At 69.1% G+C, this 20,634-nt stretch carries 20 protein-coding genes; 14 read left to right on the top strand and 6 right to left on the bottom strand.

Annotated features, from left to right (window positions below; genetic code table 11):
* The first annotated feature begins 151 nt into the window (after window positions 1–151).
* Together AC0685_RS31000 and AC0685_RS30995 are read left to right on the top strand one after the other, a co-directional pair.
* On the top strand, window positions 152–841 hold the full coding sequence (locus AC0685_RS31000; RefSeq protein WP_038516335.1) for a response regulator transcription factor: 690 nt from the start codon (window positions 152–154) through the stop codon (window positions 839–841).
* Between the two features lie 4 nt (window positions 842–845).
* On the top strand, window positions 846–2,246 hold the full coding sequence (locus AC0685_RS30995) for a sensor histidine kinase (RefSeq protein WP_478228732.1): 1,401 nt from the start codon (window positions 846–848) through the stop codon (window positions 2,244–2,246).
* Here AC0685_RS30995 and AC0685_RS30990 read toward each other — a convergent pair.
* Window positions 2,232–3,143: a TAXI family TRAP transporter solute-binding subunit gene (locus tag AC0685_RS30990; protein WP_478228731.1), complete on the bottom strand. Its 912-nt coding sequence runs from the start codon at window positions 3,141–3,143 to the stop codon at window positions 2,232–2,234. The two genes, AC0685_RS30995 and AC0685_RS30990, sit on opposite strands and share 15 nt — an antisense overlap.
* Before the next feature lie 16 nt (window positions 3,144–3,159).
* On the opposite strand from AC0685_RS30990, the gene miaB reads away from it, so the two are divergent.
* Both miaB and AC0685_RS30980 read left to right on the top strand, forming a co-directional pair.
* Window positions 3,160–4,674 (top strand): tRNA (N6-isopentenyl adenosine(37)-C2)-methylthiotransferase MiaB, encoded by a 1,515-nt coding sequence (miaB, locus tag AC0685_RS30985; RefSeq protein ID WP_478228730.1) that lies wholly within the window; start codon window positions 3,160–3,162, stop codon window positions 4,672–4,674.
* Window positions 4,671–5,132 carry an Rv2732c family membrane protein gene (locus AC0685_RS30980; protein WP_340683326.1) on the top strand — a complete coding sequence of 154 codons (462 nt, stop codon included), beginning with the start codon at window positions 4,671–4,673 and terminating at the stop codon, window positions 5,130–5,132. The genes miaB and AC0685_RS30980 overlap by 4 nt, the downstream gene beginning before the upstream one ends.
* On the opposite strand, the gene AC0685_RS30975 is transcribed toward AC0685_RS30980, so the two are convergent.
* Window positions 5,129–5,587, bottom strand: a complete 459-nt coding sequence (locus AC0685_RS30975; protein ID WP_478228729.1) for a hypothetical protein — start codon at window positions 5,585–5,587, stop codon at window positions 5,129–5,131. The genes AC0685_RS30980 and AC0685_RS30975 overlap by 4 nt on opposite strands.
* 180 nt (window positions 5,588–5,767) lie before the next feature.
* Complete coding sequence (locus AC0685_RS30970) at window positions 5,768–7,081, bottom strand: DUF349 domain-containing protein (RefSeq protein WP_478228728.1); 1,314 nt, start codon at window positions 7,079–7,081, stop codon at window positions 5,768–5,770.
* Between the two features lie 235 nt (window positions 7,082–7,316).
* Between AC0685_RS30970 and AC0685_RS30965 the strand changes: the two genes are divergently transcribed.
* The 3 genes from AC0685_RS30965 to dapF are packed head-to-tail and all read left to right on the top strand — an operon-like array spanning window position 7,317 to window position 9,740.
* Window positions 7,317–8,006 carry a class III extradiol dioxygenase subunit B-like domain-containing protein gene (locus AC0685_RS30965; RefSeq protein ID WP_478228727.1) on the top strand — a complete coding sequence of 230 codons (690 nt, stop codon included), beginning with the start codon at window positions 7,317–7,319 and terminating at the stop codon, window positions 8,004–8,006.
* Window positions 8,003–8,905, top strand: coding sequence for a tRNA (adenosine(37)-N6)-dimethylallyltransferase MiaA (miaA, locus tag AC0685_RS30960; RefSeq protein ID WP_478228726.1), 903 nt, complete (start codon window positions 8,003–8,005; stop codon window positions 8,903–8,905). The genes AC0685_RS30965 and miaA overlap by 4 nt, the downstream gene beginning before the upstream one ends.
* Before the next feature lie 10 nt (window positions 8,906–8,915).
* A complete protein-coding gene (dapF, locus tag AC0685_RS30955) occupies window positions 8,916–9,740 on the top strand; it encodes a diaminopimelate epimerase (protein ID WP_478228725.1) in 825 nt (274 codons plus the stop codon).
* On the opposite strand, the gene AC0685_RS30950 is transcribed toward dapF, so the two are convergent.
* Entirely contained in the window at window positions 9,737–10,981 is a 1,245-nt protein-coding gene (locus AC0685_RS30950; protein ID WP_478228724.1) for an MFS transporter, read from the bottom strand. The genes dapF and AC0685_RS30950 overlap by 4 nt on opposite strands.
* Window positions 10,982–11,042: 61 nt before the next feature.
* Between AC0685_RS30950 and AC0685_RS30945 the strand changes: the two genes are divergently transcribed.
* From AC0685_RS30945 to AC0685_RS30930, 4 genes are all read left to right on the top strand, one after another.
* Window positions 11,043–11,540 carry an ArsR/SmtB family transcription factor gene (locus AC0685_RS30945; protein ID WP_034311941.1) on the top strand — a complete coding sequence of 166 codons (498 nt, stop codon included), beginning with the start codon at window positions 11,043–11,045 and terminating at the stop codon, window positions 11,538–11,540.
* Between the two features lie 43 nt (window positions 11,541–11,583).
* Window positions 11,584–13,014, top strand: a complete 1,431-nt coding sequence (gene hflX / locus AC0685_RS30940) for a GTPase HflX (RefSeq protein ID WP_478228723.1) — start codon at window positions 11,584–11,586, stop codon at window positions 13,012–13,014.
* 78 nt (window positions 13,015–13,092) lie between these two features.
* A complete protein-coding gene (locus tag AC0685_RS30935) occupies window positions 13,093–13,356 on the top strand; it encodes a hypothetical protein (RefSeq protein ID WP_478228722.1) in 264 nt (87 codons plus the stop codon).
* A gap of 111 nt (window positions 13,357–13,467) precedes the next feature.
* Window positions 13,468–14,481, top strand: a complete 1,014-nt coding sequence (locus AC0685_RS30930) for a hypothetical protein (RefSeq protein WP_478228721.1) — start codon at window positions 13,468–13,470, stop codon at window positions 14,479–14,481.
* Window positions 14,482–14,556: 75 nt separating this feature from the next.
* On the opposite strand, the gene lexA is transcribed toward AC0685_RS30930, so the two are convergent.
* On the bottom strand, window positions 14,557–15,273 hold the full coding sequence (lexA, locus tag AC0685_RS30925; protein WP_037343289.1) for a transcriptional repressor LexA: 717 nt from the start codon (window positions 15,271–15,273) through the stop codon (window positions 14,557–14,559).
* Between the two features lie 318 nt (window positions 15,274–15,591).
* Between lexA and AC0685_RS30920 the strand changes: the two genes are divergently transcribed.
* The 3 genes from AC0685_RS30920 (at window position 15,592) to AC0685_RS30910 (ending at window position 19,723) form a co-directional block, all read left to right on the top strand.
* Window positions 15,592–16,086 (top strand): LysM peptidoglycan-binding domain-containing protein, encoded by a 495-nt coding sequence (locus AC0685_RS30920; RefSeq protein WP_478228720.1) that lies wholly within the window; start codon window positions 15,592–15,594, stop codon window positions 16,084–16,086.
* A gap of 297 nt (window positions 16,087–16,383) precedes the next feature.
* Complete coding sequence (nrdR, locus tag AC0685_RS30915; protein WP_034311932.1) at window positions 16,384–16,872, top strand: transcriptional regulator NrdR; 489 nt, start codon at window positions 16,384–16,386, stop codon at window positions 16,870–16,872.
* Between the two features lie 34 nt (window positions 16,873–16,906).
* Window positions 16,907–19,723, top strand: a complete 2,817-nt coding sequence (locus tag AC0685_RS30910) for a vitamin B12-dependent ribonucleotide reductase (protein WP_478228719.1) — start codon at window positions 16,907–16,909, stop codon at window positions 19,721–19,723.
* 59 nt (window positions 19,724–19,782) lie between these two features.
* On the opposite strand, the gene AC0685_RS30905 is transcribed toward AC0685_RS30910, so the two are convergent.
* Window positions 19,783–20,601: a ComF family protein gene (locus tag AC0685_RS30905; RefSeq protein ID WP_478228718.1), complete on the bottom strand. Its 819-nt coding sequence runs from the start codon at window positions 20,599–20,601 to the stop codon at window positions 19,783–19,785.
* Window positions 20,602–20,634: the final 33 nt, after the last annotated feature.

Raw genomic sequence — 20,634 nt, 5'->3', positions numbered from 1 at the left:
TCTGTGACGCATCGTGACCATTACCGCGTGCAGCGGGTCGCTCACAGGGCCATCCGGCCCAGCGGTACGGGCAGCGCGAGAGGTGACTCACCCCATAGAGTCGTTCTTCAAGTCGTCGCGGTGGCGGTGACGGCGTGAAAGGGAAACACGGGTGCGGGTACTGCTGGTGGAGGACGACGACCGGGTCGCGGGTGCCTTGACGCCCGCGCTGACCCGGCGCGGCCTGACGATCAAACGCCTCGCCTCCGGTGCCGGGGTGCTCGATCTGGTGCACGAGGTCGACGTGGTGCTGCTCGACCTCGGGCTCCCCGACATCGACGGGATCGTCCTGTGCCGCCGGATTCGCGCGGTCAGCGACGTCGCGGTGATCGTCGTTTCGGCGCGGGGCGAGGTCGACGACCGGATCCAGGGGCTCCGGTCCGGCGCCGACGACTATCTGGTCAAGCCCTACGACGTCGACGAACTGGTCGCCCGTGTCGAGGCCGTGCGCCGTCGCCGCGGGGAACGGCCTGCCGCGCCCGAACCAGCGGGCGTCATCCGCGCGGGTGATGTCTCGGTCGATATCGGGCGCCATGAGGTGCAGGTCGACGGGCAGCCGGTTTCGTTGTCCCGCAAGGAATTCCAGGTGCTCGCGCTGGTGGTCACCGCCCGCGGCGCGGTCTGCGCCCGTGATCACGTGCTGAACGAGGTCTGGGGTCACCGCGGCCCCGCGGAGAGCCGGTCGCTCGACGTCCACGTCGCCACCCTGCGGACCAAACTGGGCAGGCCCGCGCTGATCGAGACCGTCCGCGGCGTCGGGTACCGCCTCGGCGGCGCCTACGGTCCGGCCGAAGAGGGCTGAGCCGGTGCGCGTCCGGCTCCAGGCGATCGTGCTGACGCTGGTCGCGGCGCTCGTGTTCGGCCTCGGCATCCCGCTCGCGCTCAGCGTGGCGGCCAGTGTGCAGCTCGACCTCTTCCTCGACCGCCTCACCGACACCTCCCGGTTCGCGTCGCTGGCACAGCGCCCGCTGGTGGAGAACCGGCCGGACCTGATCGAGGACGAACTCCTCCGCTACACCGAGGTCTACGGGGTGCCGGTGGCGATCGTCGACCAGGACGGCGAATCCGTCGCCAGGGGTCCGGGTGAGACGGCCGGGATCGACCTGAAGGACCCCGTCATCGCTTCGCATCTGCAGCAGGCGCTGGCGGGACGGCGTTCGGAGCCCGGACCGCTGCTGATGCCGTGGAACACCGAGCCGCTGGTGCTGGCCGAGCCGATCCTCATCGACGGCGAGGTGCGGGGCGCGGTGATCACGGTGTCCTCGACGGACAAGGCCCGCACCGAACTGCTGTGGTGGTGGCTGCTCATCGCGGCGGGCGCGGTGCTGGCGTTCGGTATCGCACTCCTGGTCGCCGTGCCGGTGGTGCGCTGGATCCTGCGCCCGGTCCGGCGGCTCGACGACGCCACCGGCGAACTGGTCGCCTCCGTGGTCAGCGGCCGCGAGGTCAAACGGGTGGGGGAGACCGGCGGCCCGCCGGAACTGCGGCAGCTCGAACGGTCCTTCGACCGGATGGCCGCCAGCGTCGACGAGGCACTGTCGGCGCAGCGCGCGTTCGTCGCCGACGCCTCCCATCAGCTGCGGAACCCGTTGACCGCGTTGAAGATCCGGCTCGGCAACCTCGACGGCCACGTCGACGACGACCTCGCCGCTGCAGACCTCGAAGCCGCCGTCGTCGACGCGCGACGGCTCAACCAGATCCTCGACGAACTCCTCTCGCTGGCCCGCGCCGAGGCCTCGGGCGGCGAACTGGTGCCGGTCGGCCTCGACGAGATGGTGGGCGCCCGGGTCGCCGACTGGACCGTGGTCGGCGCGGCACGCGACATCACGCTGGTGGCGACCGGGCTGGGCGGCGGACTGCGGGTGCTCACCCCGGCACGCGGCCTCGAAGTGGTCCTCGACGCGCTGCTGGACAACGCGCTCAAGTTCACCGAGCCGGGGACCGAGGTGCGGGTGGACGTCACCACCACGGACGGGAAGGTCGACATCGCCGTCCGTGACCACGGCCCCGGCCTGCGCGAAGACGAGCTGGAACGCGCGGCGGACCGGTTCTGGCGCAGCACCGCGCATCAGAACGTGCCCGGATCCGGCCTCGGCCTGGCGATCGTCACCGAGATCCTGGCCCGTTCGGACGGTTCGCTGCGGCTCGGCTCACCCGAAGGCGGCGGCCTTCAGGTGACCGTGACCCTGCCGTTAATCCTTGAGTGACCGGAAGTAGCGCAGCGCGCCCGGGTGCAGCGGCAGGGGAGCGGTCTCGATGGCGGGATGGATGTCGATCGACAACGCCGCGCCCGCCGCCTTGACCAGCTGGTCCCGCGCGTCGAACAGCCCGCGCACGAGCGCCTCGGCGACGTCGTCGCGCATCGACGTCGGCACCACCAGGAAGTTCGGCAGCACGAGCGTGGTCACCGGTGAGGGCAGGTTGTAGGCCGTCACCGGGATGGTCGCCGTCCGGTACACCGGGCTGGTGGCCCGCAGCGCGTCCGCGAGATCGGTGATGTCGAGCAGCCGCAGGCCGACCGTGTGCACCTTCTCGGTGATCGACGGCGTCGGCAGGCCACCCGACCAGATGACGGCGTCGATCTGCCGGTTCTCCAGCGCGGGCAGCGCCTCGGGGAGGCCGAGATTGCGCCGGTCGATCGCGCCGGTCAGCCCCGACGCCTTCAGCAACTGCTTCGACAGGAACTCGACACCCGAATCCGGCGAACCGATCGCGACCTTGTGCCCGCGCAACTGCGCGAAGGACCTGATCGACGAGTCGGCGCGGACGATGACGTGCAGATAGTCGTCGTGCACGCGGGCCAGCGCGGCCAAACCGGCGGTGTCGTCGGCGGCCACGTCGGCGGCCACGAACGCCACGTCGGCCTTCCCCGCACGCACCCGTCCGACGTTGTCCGGCGACCCCTGGGTCTCCTGGATCACGGGCCGCTCGGTGTCCAGTTGCGCGGCCCACGCGTCGGCCAGCGCCTCGGCCAGCTTGTCGTAGACGCCACCGTCGAGCCCCGCCGCGATCCGCACCTTCGTCCCGGAGAGATCGGGCCCGCACCCGGCGACCAGGGCACAGACGACGGCGATCACCACCGCGAGCACCCCTGGTCTCCTCATGAGGGTCGATCGTGCCATGGAACCCCGCCCGCGTACCCTCGAAGGCGAGATGAGCGCGCGCACTTACCAGATCCGCACCTTCGGCTGCCAGATGAACGTGCATGACTCCGAACGTCTTGCCGGGCAGCTCGAGGACGCCGGCTACGTACCGGGTGACGGCGAGTCCACACCCGACCTGATCGTGTTCAACACCTGCGCGGTGCGGGAGAACGCGGACAACAAGCTGTACGGCACCCTCGGCCACCTGCGGCCGCAGAAGACGGCGAAGCCGGACATGCAGATCGCCGTCGGCGGCTGCCTCGCCCAGAAGGACCGCGGCGAGATCGTCAAGCGCGCGCCCTGGGTCGACGTCGTCTTCGGCACGCACAACATCGGTTCGCTGCCGACGCTGCTGGAGCGCGCGCGGCACAACGCCGAGGCCGAGGTCGAGATCCTCGAATCGCTCGAGACCTTCCCTTCGACGCTCCCGGCGAAGCGCGATTCGGCGTACGCGGGCTGGGTGTCGATTTCGGTCGGCTGCAACAACACGTGCACCTTCTGCATCGTCCCGGCGCTGCGCGGCAAGGAACGCGACCGCCGCCCCGGCGAGATCCTCGCCGAGGTCGAGGCGCTCGTCGCCGAAGGCGTGCTGGAAGTGACCCTGCTCGGCCAGAACGTGAACTCCTACGGCGTCGAATTCGGCGACCGGCTCGCGTTCGGGAAGCTGCTGCGCGCCTGCGGTTCCGTGGACGGGCTGGAGCGCGTCCGGTTCACCTCGCCGCATCCGGCGGCGTTCACCGAGGACGTCATCGACGCGATGGCCGAGACGCCGAACGTGTGCCACCAGCTGCACATGCCGCTGCAGTCCGGTTCGGACCGGGTGCTGCGCGAGATGAAGCGGTCCTACCGTTCGGCGCGCTACCTCAAGCTCCTCGACCGCGTGCGCGAGTCCATGCCCGACGCCGCGATCACCACCGACATCATCGTCGGCTTCCCCGGCGAGACCGAGGAAGACTTCCAGGCGACGCTCGACGTCGTCGCGCAGGCGCGGTTCTCGAGCGCGTTCACCTTCCAGTACTCGATCCGGCCGGGCACGCCCGCCGCCGAGATGGACGGGCAGCTGCCGAAGGAGGTCGTGCAGGAGCGCTACGAACGGCTCGTGAAGCTGCAGAACGACATCTCCTGGGAAGAGAACAAGAAGATCGTGGGGCGGCGGGTCGAGCTGCTGGTGGCCTCCGGCGAAGGCCGCAAGGACACCGAGACGCAGCGCATGAGCGGCCGCGCGCGGGACGGCAGGCTCGTCCACTTCACGCCGACGGGCCCCCTCGTGGACCGCTCGGTGCGTCCCGGCGACGTCGTCGAGACCGTGGTGACCTACGGCGCTCCGCACCATCTCGTCGCCGACGGCGACCTGCTGTCGCACCGCCGCACCAAGGCGGGCGACAACTCCGAGGCCGGGCTGCGGCCGAAGACCAACGGCGTGACGCTGGGCCTGCCGGGCTTCGGTGCCCCGGCCGTCACGCCGGAACCGGTGAGCGGGTGTGCACTGTGACCGAACCGAAGATCGACGAACTCGCCGCCGAGATCGACGAAGCCGGCGAACGCGCGGCCAAGACGATCGAACTGGGCAGGCGCGGGTTCTCCATCGCCGTGCTGGTGTTCGTGCTGCTGGTCGCGCAGCTGCTGCCCTGGGTCGGCGAGCACGCCGGCTGGGAGGTGCTGCTCGGCAAGGGCGGCGGGATCCCGCAGCTGTTCGCCGCGACCTCCACCGGGGTCGGCGTGTTCGTCTCCGCCGTCACGCTGGTGACCCGTCGCTGGTGGCTGGCCTGGGTCTGCGCCGCGGGCGGCTGGTTCGCCTCCGTCGACGGAATGCTCGCGATCTGGTCCCAGCAGTCCTCGAACGCGACCGGCGCGGCCGGTGGCGGTCCGGGCTTCGGGCTGATCGTCGCCTGGATCGCCACCGTCGCGCTGGCCATCTACTGGATGCGTGCCGCCTTTTCCCGCAGCTAGCCGACCCTCAAGGTGAGGTTGCTGGACGTGTAGGCGCTCGCGTAGAGCGTCGTTTCCGGGTGATAGGCCCGCAGCGTGATCACCGCGCTGAGGGAGAAGCTCAGCTTCAGGGAGAACGTCGAGTTGGGCCGGCAGGTCGTGTCGGCGATGTTCACCCAGACACTTCCTTGAAGCTGCTGCACGATGATCGCTTCGAGGCTGTCCGTCCCGTCGGCCCGGGCGCCTTCCGCGGCCTGCAGAGTCCCCTTGAGGGTGACCTTTTCGTTGACCTTGACCTGCTTCTTGCTGAGCGAGGCGTCGAGCTTGACTTTCTTCTTTCCGGCTTCGGAGGAGGCCGGGAGCGGTGCCGGGGAGCCGGTCGCCGCCGCGGCCGGGGCGAGCCCGGCCACCAGAGCACAACTGATCGCCAGGGCGGCGAACGCCCGGCGTACTGGGGGAATCAGTGTCTGGTTCATGATCGAAGTCGACCACGGTTGAGCGCGGAGAGCGCCCGAATACGCACGAAGGTGCTAGGCGTCCCTCCACAGTGGAGTGAAGGCCCAGCCCCTGCCCGCTATGACCGACCGCCTGCCGTGAAGGCCTCCTTCACTACCCTCAGGGTAGGTAAGGAGGCCTTCACGGACGGTGCCGGCGGATCAGCGGTCCGCGATGGCCGCTTCCGCCGCCTCGAGCCACTCACGCCACTGCGCGGCCTGCTCGTCCGCCTTCTTCGCGCGCCGCTCGTCGCCCGCCGCACGGGCCTTCGCCGCCTGCGACTCGAACTGCTCGACCCGCTCGCGGAACTGCGCCGCCCTGGCCTGCGCCTCCGGGTCGGTCCGGCGCCACTTGCTGTCCTCGGCCGCCTTGATCGCGTCCTGCACGGCCTTCAACCGCCCGTCCAGTTCGCGGATGCGCTCGCGCGGGACCTTGCCGATCTCGTCCCACTGGTCCTGGATGCGCCGCATGTGCTGCTTCGCCGCGTCGAGGTTGGCCGCGGGATCGATCTTCTCGGCCTCGACGAGCAGCTCTTCCTTCTGCTGCGCGTTGGTCGCGAACTCGGCGTCCCGCTCGGAGAACACCGCGGACCGCCGGGCGAAGAACTTGTCCTGCGCGGCGCGGAAACGCTGCCAGAGCGCCTCGTCGCTGTCCTTGGGGGCGCGGCCGGCGGCCTTCCACTCGGTCATCAGGTCCTTGTAGCGACCCGCCGTCTCGCCCCAGTCCTCGGACTCCGAGAGCGCTTCGGCCTCGGCGATCAGCTCTTCCTTGCGATGCTTGGCACCCGCGCGCTGCTTGTCGAGCTCGGCGAAATGTGAGCCGCGGCGCCGGTTGAACGCCTCACGGGCCTTGGAGAACCGTTTCCACAGCTCGTCGTCGGTCTTGCGGTCGACACCCTTGACGGTCTTCCACTCGTCCAGGATGGCGCGCAGCCGGTCGCCGGCGGCCTTCCACTGGGTCGACTCGGCGGCGAGCTTCTCGGCCTCGTCGGCGAGGGCCTGCTTGCGGACGACGGCGGCCGCGCGGGCTTCCTCACGCTCCTGTTTGGCCGAGGCCAGTGCCTTCTCGGCGTGGGAGATGACCTGTTCGATGCGGCCGCTCAGCGCGGCGATGTCTCCGACGACGGCGGCTTCGGCGAGGCCGTCACGCAGCTGCGTGGCCGTCGCCAGGGCGTGCTTCGGATCGCCCGCGCCGGACTCCAGCCGGGTTTCCAGCAGCTCGACCTCGGTGCGCAGGTCGTCGAAGCGGCGCGCATAGTGGAGCAGACCCTCGTCCGGGCTTCCGGCCTGCCAGACACCGACCGCGCGCTCGCCGTCGGGTGTGGTGACGTAGACCGTTCCTTCGTCGTCGACCCTGCCCCAAGCGGACGGGCTGGGCTCGGCGGGCGGCACGGGGGGTGCGGGGTGCCCGCCACCGAGCGCGTGCGGTACCGGGTGCGGTGCCGGGGTACCGGTGGACGTGTTCTCCTGGGCCATCGCAGGCTCCTTATCGCCTGTACGCCCGCTGGCGCGGGCGCCCCGCCTAGCGGCGGGGCCGGGTAATGCGTTGCCGTCTTGCTTCGGGGGCATCAACCCCTTGCGGCATTCAAGCAGCTCAGCGTCCACCGTGGAACCGGATGAACCACCAGAGGGCAGTGATCCTACTTCCGGAGGACCTTCCGTGTCGGTCGGTTGCCGGTGCCGGGAGGCGGGGAAGGTAACGTCGGCGGCCGTGATCCGCCGTGTCGCCGTGCTCCCGCAACCCCCGCTGCTCATCCCCGAACTCGCCGCCGGAGCGGCGGACGAGTGCGCCGAGCTGCGCGAAGCCTGCCTGGACGCCGCGAGGCGCCTGACCAGCGTTTCGCCGGATTGGATCGTCATCGGCGCGGCCACGGGGGCGCCCGAGGTGCCGGAGCACGCGAGCGGCTCCTTCCGGGGATTCGGCGTCGACCTCGGAGTCTCACTCAGCCGGGTGACTGCTCCCGAAACCGAGCTGCCGTTGCCCGCGCTCGTGGCCGGCTGGCTGCGTGAGCAGGGCGGCGCGTCGTCCGTCCGAGTCCGCCTCGTCGACCCCGCCACTCCCTCCGACCAGTGCGAAGAGTTCGCCAGCGGGCTGGGAGAGCCCGCCGCGATACTCGTCCTCGGCGACGGTTCGAGCCGGCACGGTCCGCGTTCCCCCGGCGGCGAAGACGAGCGCGCGGGGGATTTCGACGCCGGGATCCGCGACGCGCTGGCCAAGGCGGACACGGGCGCCCTGTCCGCACTCGACCCGGTCCTGGCGGCCGAACTCGGGGCGGGCGGCCGCGCGCCCTGGCAGGTCCTCGCCGGACTGGCGGCGGACGGGGACTGGACCGCCGAGGTCCTCTACTCCGCCGCGCCGTTCGGCGTCGGCTACCACGTCGCGGTCTGGGAGCACGCGTGATCCGGCCGGTCGCGGTCGTCGGGCCCACGGCGACCGGGAAGACCGCCCTGGCGGTCGAACTCGCCCTCACCCTCGGGGGTGAGGTGGTCAACGCGGACGCGTTGCAGCTGTACCGCGGGATGGACATCGGGACGGCCAAGGCGACCCCCGAAGAGCGGCGGGGCGTGCCGCATCACCTGCTGGACGTCCTCGACGTCACCGAGACGGCGTCCGTCGCCGCATACCAGCGCGACGCACGTCAGCGCGTCGAAGAACTCCTCGACGCCGGCCGCGTGCCGATCCTCACCGGCGGATCGGGTCTCTACGTCCAAGCCGTGCTCGACGACCTCAAGTTCCCGGGCACCGATCCGGACGTGCGCGCCCGGCTGACCGCCGAAGCCGACGAAATCGGCGCCGCCGCGATGCACGCCCGGCTCACCGAACTCGACCCTGTGGCCGCCACGGCCATCCTGCCGACCAACAGCCGCCGGATCGTGCGCGCGCTGGAGGTCATCGAGATCACCGGCGAACCGTTCTCGGCGAACCTGCCGAAACCGGGACCCGCGCGCTACGACACGGTCCTGATCGGCATCGACCGCGAACCGGCCGAACTCGACGCCCGCGTCGATCGCCGCGTGGAGCTCATGTTCGAAGCCGGACTCGTCGACGAGGTCCGGACGTTGCTGGGCCGCGGACTCCGCGACGGGCTCACCGCGTCGAGGGCGTTGGGCTACCAGCAGGTGATCGCCGCGCTCGACGGCGACGGCGACTTCCAGGTCGCTTCCGAGGCCACCGCGCAAGCCACCCGGCGGTTCGTGCGGAGGCAACGTTCCTGGTTCCGGCGGGACAACCGCATCCAGTGGTTCGACGGCGGTTCGGAGCGGCTGGCCGAGCGCGTCCTCGAAGCGACGGCCCAGTAATCTTGCGGGCATGGGCGGCATCGAATTCCTTAAGGGACACGGCACACAGAACGATTTCGTGCTGCTTCCCGACCCCGACGGCCGCCTCGAGCTGACCGAAGCGCGGGTGGCGGCGCTATGCGACCGCCGGCGTGGCCTCGGCGCCGACGGTGTGCTCCGGATCGTGCGGTCGTCCGCACTGGGCGTCGAGTCCGGCGGCGAATGGTTCATGGACTACCGCAACGCCGACGGTTCCATCGCGGAGATGTGCGGCAACGGTGTCCGGGTCTTCGTCCGCCACCTGGTCGATTCCGGGCTCGTGTCCGAGCGCGACTTCGTCATCGGCACCCGCGCCGGCGACCGGCCGGTCCGGATGCACGCGGACGGATCGGTGACCGTGCGGATGGGGCCCGCGACCATCACCGGTACTTCGGTCACCGTGGTCGCCGGGAAGCCGTTCTCCGGTGTCGCGGTGAACGTCGGCAATCCGCATCTCGTGTCGGTCGTCGAGGACGACGTCGACGTGCTCGACCTGCGCGACCAGCCCGACTTCGACTCCGACGTGTTCCCCGACGGCGTGAACCTCGAGTTCATCAACCTGCTGGGCGACAACGCGCTGAAGATGCGCGTCCACGAACGCGGCGTCGGCGAGACGCGGTCCTGCGGCACCGGCACGGTCGCCGCGGTCGCCGCCGCACTGCACCTCGCGGGCACCGACACCGGCGAAGCGACCGTCGACATCCCCGGTGGCCGCGTGGTGGTCGAAGTCCATCGCGGCGGGTCCACGCTGACCGGCCCGGCGGAGATCGTCGCCCGCGGAGAACTCGACGAAACCTGGTGGGCCGGGCTCGGTTAACCGACCGCGATCGGCTCCTTGGGAAGGTCGCGAAGCTTCCGGATCGGCGAGAAGACCACCCACAGCACCGCGGCCGCCTCGCCGACCGCGGCGAACCACAGCGTTCCCCGGATCCCGATCGCCTCACCCAGCACACCGCCGACCAGCCCGCCCAGCGGCAGCATGCCCCACACCACGAAGCGCACGCTGGCGTTCATGCGGCCGAGCAGCCGGTCCGGGCAGACGGCCTGCCGGTAGGACACCTGCGCGACGTTGTAGACGATGATCCCGAACCCCGCGATCGCCAGCGCCGCGGGGAACAGCACGATCCGCCAGCCCGGCGCGGCGAGCGGGAGCAGAAGCTGGAACGGCCAGGTCAACAGCGGGACGAACCAGATCGAGCGGGCTTGCCCGATCCGCCGGGTGATACGCCCGGCCAGGATCGCCCCGATGATCCCGCCCACGCCACCGGTCGCCAGTACGACACCGATGACCGCCGGCGACAGGCCGACTTCCCGGTTCAGGAACAGGATTTGCACGGTGGTGAAGGCGCCGTTGGCCAGGTTGGCCGTCGCGGTGCAGGCGACGATCGAGCGCAGGGCCGCGTCGGTGAACACGAAGCGCAGTCCTTCGACGATCTGGGGGAGCAGCTTCTCGTCGGCCTGCCGTTCGGGGACCTCTTCGACGGTGCGGATCCGCAGCAGGCACAGCGCGGAGGTCAGGAAGCCCACCCCGGTCATCAGCACGGCGTTGGCCGCGCCCGCCAGCTGCACGAGCCCGCCGCCGATACCAGGTCCGGTCAGGAACGCGACCGACTGGCTGGCCTGGAGTTTCGCGTTGCCTTCGAGAAGATGTTCCCGGCCGACCAGCGACGGCAAGTACGACTGGTAGGCGACGTCGAAGAACACCGTCGCGACCCCGACCAGCGTGGCGACGATGATGAGCTGCGTCAGCGACAGCACGCCGGCCCACCAGGCGACCGGAACGGTGAACAGCAACGCCGCGCGGACGAAGTCGGCCCGCAGCATGAGCATCCGCCGCCGCATCCGGTCCACCCACACCCCGGCGGGCAGCCCGATGATCAGGAACGCGATGGTCTCGGCGGCGGTCAGCAGCCCCATCTGGAACGGCGTCGCGGCCAGCACGGTGGCCGCGAGCAGGGGGATCACGGTGTGCCCGGCGAAAGCGCCCACCTGGCTGGCGGTGTCACCCGCCCAGAGCCGCCGGAAGTCCGCGTGGAAGAAGAGGGAGTCTCTGCGCACGACGCCACCTTGGCGTGAGTGATTGGAAACTGTCAATCACTTTCGGCTCTAGGCTGTCTCCGTGCCCACTCCACGACGTGCCGCCACCGAGGCCGAGATCGCCGCCATGGCCTCCGGAATAAGGCTGCGCATCATCCGGTTGACGTACTCAGAGGCGCTGACCAACAAGGAACTCGCCGAACGACTCGATCGCGACCCGGCGACGACGCTGCACCACGTGCGCAAGCTCGTCGACACGGGGTTCCTCGAAGCGCTCCCGCCGCGACGCGGCACGCGCGGCGCGAAAGAAATTCCGTATCGCTCGACCGGGTTGTCGTGGCATCTTGATTCCCGCGACAGGGGGATCGATCAGGCGATCTTCGAGGCTTATCTGGCCGAGATCGCCGACGTGGGATTCGACGAGGTGCAGCAGACGCGCATGGTCGTCCAGGTACCGGACGAGCAGATCGCCGAGTTCGAAACAAGGCTGATGGAGCTCGTCGACGACTTCATCTCGCGGCCGGTCGACCCGGACGCGAAACGCACGGCCATCTACCTGTCGAAGTATCCCAGCAGGTAATGAATTCGGTCCCGCCGCCGAAACGTGGGACCATGGAGGCACGATGACGGAACTGACACACAACGATCTGAACGACATGGACCCATCGACCGGCGAACTGGAGCTCGAGGACCGCGCCTCGCTCCGCCGGGTAGCGGGCCTGTCCACCGAACTCGCGGATGTCACCGAGGTCGAATACCGGCAGTTGCGCCTGGAGCGCGTCGTTCTGGTCGGTGTGTGGACCGAGGGCAGCGCCCTCCAGTCCGAAGCCTCGCTCGCCGAACTCGCCCGGCTGGCCGAAACGGCAGGCTCCGAGGTGCTGGAAGGCCTGGTGCAGCGGCGGATCCGCCCGGATCCCGCCACCTACATCGGCTCGGGCAAGGTCAATGAACTGCGCCAGATCGTGGCGGCCACCGGTGCCGACACGGTGATCTGCGACGGGGAGCTTTCGCCCGGTCAGCTGCGCCAGCTGGAGGAGAAGGTCAAGGTGAAGGTCATCGACCGCACCGCCCTGATCCTCGACATCTTCGCGCAGCACGCCCGCTCCAAGGAGGGCAAGGCGCAGGTCGAGCTGGCCCAGCTGCAGTACCTGATCCCGCGGCTTCGCGGGTGGGGTGCGGCGCTGTCCCGGCAGGCCGGTGGCCGGGCGGGCGGCGCCAACGGCGGTGTGGGTCTGCGCGGTCCCGGTGAGACGAAGCTCGAAACCGACCGGCGGCGGATCAACAAGCGCGTGTCGAAGCTGCGCCGCGAGATCGCCGCGATGGACACCATCCGCGAGACCAAACGCGGTCGCCGGGTGGCCAACGAGGTGCCGAGCGTCGCGATCGTCGGCTACACCAACGCCGGCAAGTCGAGCCTGCTCAACGCGCTGACCGGCGCCGGGGTGCTGGTCGAGGACGCGCTGTTCGCCACGCTGGATCCGACGACCCGGCGGGCGCAGACCCCCGACGGCCGCACCTACACGCTGACCGACACGGTCGGTTTCGTCCGGCACCTGCCGCACCAGCTGGTGGACGCGTTCCGCTCGACGCTGGAGGAGGCGGCGAGCGCCGACCTGCTCGTGCACGTCGTCGACGGTTCCGACCCGACGCCCGAAGAGCAGGTCAACGCGGTGCGCGAAGTGCTCGCCGAGATCACGAAGCGCCGTTCCGAGCCGCTCCCACCGGAGCTGCTGGTGATCAACAAGGCCGACGCCGCCGACGAGGTGTCGCTGGCCCGGTTGCGGCACCAGATGGCCGGTTCGGTGCAGGTTTCGGCGCGGACCGGCACCGGGATCACGGAGTTGGCCGAGGTGATCGCGGAGAAGCTGCCAAGGCCCGAGGTCGTGGTCGAGGTGCTGATCCCGTACTCGCGAGGCGACCTCGTCTCCCGAGCCCACGCCGACGGCGAGGTGCTGGAGGAAGAGCACGTCGAGACCGGTACGCGCCTGGTCGTCCGCGGCAGGCCCGAGCTGGCCGCGGCGCTGAGCGAATTCCAGACGAACTCGGCTCTGTAAGCAAGTACGTGAAGGCCCCCTTCCCTACCCTGAAGGTAGGGAAGGGGGCCTTCACGTCGTTCCATGCAGGGAGGCCTCATGCGTGAATCCGCGCCGGTGCCGACGCGTGCTGAAGTGCGAAAGGTGCTGGAAGACCTTGCGACCGGTGCGGCTACGCGCGCGGAAGCCTCCGATTGGGCCCGCCCGTGGATCGTCGAAGACGCCCACCGCGTCGATGACGGCTTGGTCTGGGACGCACTGGACTGGTTGTTCGGCGCCGATCTGATGACCTTGCCTGCCGACTATCTGCACGGTCCGGTCGACTTCCGGAGCTGGCTGGTCGAGTTCGACGCTCGCCGCTGAAAGTGGCCTTCGCGACATTCCGCCCCATCTCGGCATCCGCACCGAACTGCGCGCCGTCCCGGACGTCTCCGTAGTGTGGGGCTTCAGGGGTTCCACGGTACGGAGGTGGATGTGCGGGGGATTGTCGCGGCCGCGGTCATGCTGGCGGCGTTCATCGGCGGGACGGCTCCCGCCCTGGCTCAGGAGGTCCCGGCGCCGCAGCCGGTGTGCAAGAACAGCGACTCCCGGCTCAGCGAACTCTCCGGCCTGGTCTCCGACGGAGAGCATCTGTACGCCCTCAACGACGGCGGAACCAAGACGCAGGTCTTCGTCCTCGGCCGCGACTGCAAGGTCCAGAAGGTCATCTCGGCCGCGACGGACCCGTACGACCCCGAGGATCTCGCCCGCACCGCCGACGGCACCTTCTGGCTTTCCGACACCGGCGACAACCGCAAGCGGCGGGACACGGTCGCGCTGATCTCGCTGACCCCCCAAGGCAAGGCCACGCTGCACCGGCTCACCTATCCCGACGGGCAGCACGACGTCGAAGCGCTGATCATGGACCGTACGGGCACGCCGTACCTGATCACCAAGGACGTCTTCGGCGACGCGAAGGTGTACCGGCCGACGGGGCCGCTCGCCAGCCCTGGCCCGACTCCGCTGGAGAGCGTGGGGTCGCTGCAGATCAAAGAGACTTCGACGCCGGGCGGACCCGTCGGGTCGATCGGCTCGATGACGGTGACCGGCGCGGCCTCGATGGCCGACGGCTCGGTGGTCGCGTTGCGCACCTACACGGATGCCTACCTCTACGCCGTCACCGACGGAGACCTGAAGAGCGCGCTGCAGCGCGAACCCGTGCGCGTGCCCCTGCCGAACGAGAAGCAGGGCGAGGCGATCGCCTTCGATCCGGACGGGACGCTGCTGTCCGGCGGGGAGGGCGTCGGCGAGCAGATCCGTGCGGTGAAGGGCGCGGCCGCACTCGCCGTGGACGCGGCGAAGTCCGAGGGCAGCACGTCGGGCGGGACCTCCGCGGCCCGTGGCTCTGGCCAGGGGTCCGACTTCCCGTACGTGCAGGTCGGGATCGCCGCGGTCGTCGTGATCGGCGGCCTTCTCCTGGTCGGCAGGCTGCGCAAGCGGCGCGCCTGACCGAAGAGCCTGCCGAAGCTGCCGAGTCTGACCCGGGTCGGGTGACCCGGGATCCCGGCGTGCTCCGGCTCCGGACTACAGCCTGCGAAGAACGGCGACGACCTTGCCGAGGATCGTGGCGTCGTCACCCGGGATGGGCTCGTACGCCTCGTTGTGCGGCATCAGCCAGATGTGGCCGTCCTTGCGCTTGAACGTCTTGACCGTCGCCTCGCCGTCGATCATCGCCGCCACGATCTCGCCCGGATCGGCCGTGGGCTGCTGGCGCACGACGACCCAGTCGCCATCGGTGATGGCGGCGTCGACCATCGAGTCACCGGTGACGCTCAGCAGGAAGAGTTCACCCTCGCCGACGATCTCCCTCGGCAGCGGGAAGACGTCTTCGATCGCCTGCTCAGCCAGCACCGGCCCACCGGCGGCGATCCGGCCGACGAGCGGCACGTACGCGGCCTTCGCGGCCGACTGGGGCTGCTCGACGTCGATGCCCATCGGGTTGTCGTCCGTCGTGGCGAGCACCCCCACCGCACGCGGGCGGTTCGGGTCGCGTCGCAGATAACCCTTGCGCTGCAGGGCCTGCAACTGGTGCGACACCGACGAAGTGGAGGTCAGCCCGACCGCCTCGCCGATCTCACGCACACTCGGCGGGTAGCCGAACCGGCTCACCCACAGTTTGATCACGTCGAGCACCTGCTGCTGCCGCACGGTCAGGGTCTCGTCCACCTCGTAGACCTCGGGCAAGGCGCGCACCTTGCCCGAGCCCCTAGGCGCGTTCCCCGCCTTGCTCTCCTTAGCCACCGTCTCGCTCCTTCATCTCTGCGTCGCCTCCCAGTACGTCCGGTCGCCCGGACCGACTTCGCGTGTCTTCGCCGGTGGCGGACGATCTTCCCCGCCCACGGCACCGGCGGCGTCCGCGCAGCAGACGCCCTGGTCAACGACGTTAGCCCGCCGGGACGACGATTTCAAACATCTGTTCGATGGACACGCCGTGTCGCTCGATTTTTGTCGGTGGGAGGTGGTACACATTCGCACGGGCGTTCGATAGAACGCCTGTTCGATCTTGATCGCCGGGTCCCGGCCCGGTGCGAGCGCAGCAGGAGTTGCGAGGAGGTTCCGATGTCGATTCTGGCCGATCGAGGACTGGTGCGGCCCAGTTCCCCCAGGTCCGTTCCGGCAGGGGCGACCCGGCCCGTGCGGGTGGTGCGGGGCGGGCGTGCCGAGCCCTTGCGCCCGCCGACCAGGGCGCGGGTCGTGGCGGGCCGCCGTCCCGGCGTGGCCACCGCCTCCCCGGCTTGCCCGGCGCCGCGGCGGCTCCCGCTCAGGTGGCCCTCGCTCGTCGGGATGGCCCTGCTCGTCGCCGGGGTCATCACCGGATTGGGTCTGTTCTTGGCCGGTGTTCCCGGCGCCGCGGTGCCCGAACGGACCACGACGGTGTCCGTTTCCGCGGGGGACACCCTGTCCGATCTCGCGGCGCGTTTCGCGCCAGAAAGTGACACTGGCGCGGTCGTCGCCAGAATCAAGGAACTCAACGCCCTGGAAGACGCCGTTCTCGTCCCCGGATTGCCGCTCACGGTGCCGGTCGCGGCCGAGGTCGCGAAGGGCGGGAGGTGATCCTCATGTCGTTTTCACCCCTCGTGGGTGAGCTCCTCATTCGTGTCTGAACGGCAGGGCTGTTGCGCTTGCGTGTGCCCGACCTGCGTTCTAGTCTCCACCGCTATATGTAGTAGTTACATGGCTGTAGTTGGTCCATAGCTTGGGGTAGACTCGGTACCAGTTGTCCACAGCTGGCCGGTGTTCACCCACCGGATGTCCACGGATCGATCCACATGTCGATCTTTCGTCGTTGCGTGGCGGCGGGACGGGCGTCCATTCGGGACCGGCCGGCGCGGAGGGGAAGGTGATCGGCGGATGAGGTGCCCGTTCTGCCGGCATGCGGACTCTCGGGTCGTCGACTCCCGAGAGGTGGATGAGGGTCAGGCGATCCGGCGGAGGCGCTCGTGCGCCGCTTGCGGCCGGCGCTTCACCACTTCGGAGACGATGGTGCTCGCCGTCGTCAAACGATCCGGGGTCACCGAGCAGTTCAGCCGGGACAAGGTGGTCCGGGGGGTGCGCCGCGCCTGTCAGGGCAGGCCGGTCGACGACGACGCGCTGCAGCAGCTCGCGCAGCGGGTCGAAGAATCGATCCGGTCGGCGGGGCTGGCGGAGATCCCGAGTCACGAGGTCGGCCTGGCGATCCTGGGCCCCCTGCGCGAACTCGACGGCGTCGCCTATCTCCGGTTCGCCAGTGTCTACCGCTCCTTCTCCTCGGTCGAGGACTTCGAGAAGGAGATCTCGGACCTTCGTGAGGCCATGGCTGCCACACCGGACGAGAGCGATCAAGACGCGAAAGACGGCTGATGCCGCCTCCCGCGTGGGAGTGAGGGAAAGACCCATGACCGAGACCGTGGGAACAGGCAACCCGGCCACAACGCGGACGAGCGGGAAGAAGAAACAGGCCGGCGGGCTCACCGTGCGGCGTGTCTTCACCACCGAGGGCGTCCACCCGTACGACCAGGTCACCTGGGAGAACCGGGACGTCGTGATGACGAACTGGCGTGACGGTACGGTCAACTTCGAACAACGCGGTGTCGAGTTCCCCGGCTTCTGGTCGGTCAACGCGACGAACATCGTCACCAGCAAGTACTTCCGCGGCGCCGTCGGCACACCCCAGCGGGAGCAGAGCCTCAAGCAGCTGATCGACCGCGTCGTCCACTCCTACGTGAACGCCGGTCGCGAACACGGCTACTTCGCGAGCCCCGCCGACGCCGAGGTCTTCGAGCACGAGCTGACCTGGATGCTGCTGCACCAGGTGTTCAGCTTCAACTCGCCGGTGTGGTTCAACGTCGGCACGACGTCGAAGCAGCAGGTCTCGGCGTGTTTCATCCTCTCGGTCGACGACACCATGGAGTCGATCCTCAACTGGTACCGCGAAGAGGGCCTGATCTTCAAGGGCGGCTCCGGCGCCGGCCTGAACCTCTCCCGCATCCGTTCCTCGCGTGAGCTGCTGTCCTCCGGTGGCACCGCCTCCGGTCCGGTCTCCTTCATGCGCGGTGCCGACGCCTCCGCGGGCACCATCAAGTCCGGTGGCGCCACCCGGCGCGCGGCGAAGATGGTCGTGCTCGACGTCGACCACCCGGACGTCGAGGAGTTCGTGCAGACCAAGGCCCGTGAAGAGGAGAAGATCAAGGTCCTCCGCGACGCCGGGTTCGACATGGACCTTTCCGGCTCGGACATCGCCTCCGTCCAGTACCAGAACGCGAACAACTCGGTCCGCGTCTCCGACGAGTTCATGCAGGCCGTCGAGACAGAGGGCGACTTCGGCCTGCGATCCCGGACGACCGGCGAGGTCATCGACCGGGTCGACGCCAAGAAGCTGTTCCGCACCATCGCGCGGGCCGCCTGGGAATGCGCCGACCCTGGCCTGCAGTACGACGACACGATCAACGACTGGCACACCTGCCCCGAGTCGGGCCGGATCACCGCGTCCAACCCGTGCTCGGAGTACATGCACCTGGACAACTCCAGCTGCAACCTCGCCTCGCTGAACCTGCTCAAGTTCGCCACCGAGGACGGCGGTTTCGACGCGCCGCTGTTCGCGAAGGCCGTCGAGCTGGTCATCACCGCGATGGACATCTCGATCTGCTTCGCCGACTTCCCGACCGAGGCGATCGGCGACACCACCCGCAAGTTCCGCCAGCTGGGCATCGGCTACGCGAACCTCGGCGCCTTGCTGATGGCGCTCGGGCACGCGTATGACTCCGACGGCGGCCGCGCGCTCGCCGCCGCGATCACGTCGCTGATGACCGGTGTTTCGTACCGGCGTTCCGCCGAACTCGCCGCCGTCGTCGGGCCGTACGAGGGCTACGCGCGCAACGCCGAGGCGCACCAGCGGGTCATGCGCAAGCACGCCGCCGCCAACGAACTGGTGCGGACCTACCACTCGAACGACGCCGCGGTCCGCGCGCTCGCGACCCAGGAATGGAAGCGCGGTATCGAACTGGGCGAGACCAGCGGCTGGCGCAACGCGCAGGCCTCGGTGCTCGCCCCCACCGGCACCATCGGCTTCATGATGGACTGCGACACGACCGGCATCGAGCCGGACTTCTCGCTGGTCAAGTTCAAGAAACTGGTCGGCGGCGGTTCGATGCAGATCGTCAACCAGACAGTCCCGCGCGCCTTGGCCTCACTCGGCTACCAGGCCGAGCAGATCGAGGCGATCGTCGAGTACATCGCCCAGCACGGCCACGTCGTCGACGCTCCCGGCCTGCGCCAGGAACACTACGAGGTGTTCGACTGCGCGGTGGGGGAGCGGTCCATCGCGCCGATGGGGCACGTCCGGATGATGGCAGCGGTGCAGCCGTTCCTGTCCGGCGCGATCTCCAAGACGGTCAACATGCCGGAGTCGGCGACCGTCGAAGAGGTCGAGGAGATCTACTTCCAGGGCTGGAAGTACGGCCTCAAGGCGCTCGCGATCTACCGCGACAACTGCAAGGTCGGCCAGCCGCTGTCGACCGGCAAGAAGGAGAAGGCCGAGCCCGAGGCCGAAAAGGTCGTCGAGTACCGGCCGGTCCGCAAGCGCCTGCCGAAGAAGCGCCCCAGCCAGACGGTGTCGTTCACCGTCGGCGGCGCCGAGGGTTATCTGCACGCCGGTTCGTACCCGGACGACGGCCTCGGCGAGATCTTCGTGAAGCTCGGCAAACAGGGATCGACCCTCTCGGGCGTGATGGACGCGTTCTCGATGTCGATCTCCGTCGGCCTGCAGCACGGGATCCCGCTGGAGTTCTACGTTTCGAAGTTCTCCAACCTGCGCTTCGAGCCCGCCGGCATGACCGACGACCCGGACATCCGCATCGCCACCAGCGTCATGGACTACCTGTTCCGCAGGCTGGCGCTGGACTACCTGCCGTACGAAAAGCGTTCGCAGCTCGGCATCTTCACCGCCGACGAACGTTCGGCACAGGTCGAGGCGAACTACGGCGCGGCACCCGCCGCCGAACCGGAGAACGTCGACCTCGACGCCCTTCGGTCCACTGTGGACTCGTCATCCGCGGAGCCGGCCAAGGTGGCGCATTCGACGGCGGAACTGGTCGAATTGAACCTCGGCACCGCCTCCGACGCGCCGCTCTGCATGACCTGCGGCACCAAGATGCGGCCCGCCGGTTCCTGCTACGCCTGCGAAGGGTGCGGAGCGACGTCCGGCTGCAGCTAGGTTCACGAGCTGTGCGGGGATGGCGATTCGCCGTCCCCGCAGAGGCTCGCGTCGTCGATCTAGCGGCGGAGGTTCCTGGCAGCGGCCAGGCCCAGGACCGTGGTGGCTCCGGCTCTTTTGGCCGCGTTGGCGACTCCGGCCATCGTGTACCCGGTGTGATAGATGTCGTCGAGAACGAGAACCGTCCGGCCTTCGAGGTCCTCCTCGACCCGGAATTCGTGGAGCAACGCTTTACGTTCTTCAGATGTCATGTTCTTGGCGGGTTTCCGATCCTCGCTCTTCGGTTCGACGGTGGTCAGCGGAATGCCGAGTTCTTGAGAGAGGAGCGCGCCGAGCATGACGCTGACCGAGCGCTTGGCCCGGGTGTGGCCGGGGACGGCGAGAATACGAGTGGCTTCGTTGAACCACTCGTGCCGGACCACCACGTCACTCAACGAGTCGCACAGCGCCTGTCCCGCAAGATTCCACTCTTCTTGCTCGGTCGGGGCGTAATCCTTGATCTTCCGAAGCAGGCTTCCCGTGTCGGTGTGGACGGTCCCTGACGATTCTTCTTCGACCGGCCGCCGGTAGAAGTCCAGCGCGATCGCCGCGTCGACGTAGCCCTGTTGCTCGATCTGGATGACTAGGACCTCTTTCAGGAAGTCCATGAAATCGTTCAGTGAACGGTCGGGCTCGAAGTCCATGCGGATCCGGTACGGCCACTCGGCGTCGTGTTTCAAGGTCCCGACCTTCCTGGCTCTGGGCAGGACACCGAGTACGTGATCGGCGGTGGCCGGGATGCCGCGGTATTCGAGGAATCGTGCGGAATCCGACGGCCGCAGTCGCCAGTCCTCGAGATGCCTGCCGCGGCGGTCGGGTCGGTAACGTGGTGCTGTCACAGTGGCTCCCCCTGAAATCGTGAACCCCTCGAG

Source organism: Amycolatopsis sp. NPDC043889 (genome assembly GCF_056435645.1).
This window is presented reverse-complemented; position numbering and strand designations above follow the sequence as displayed.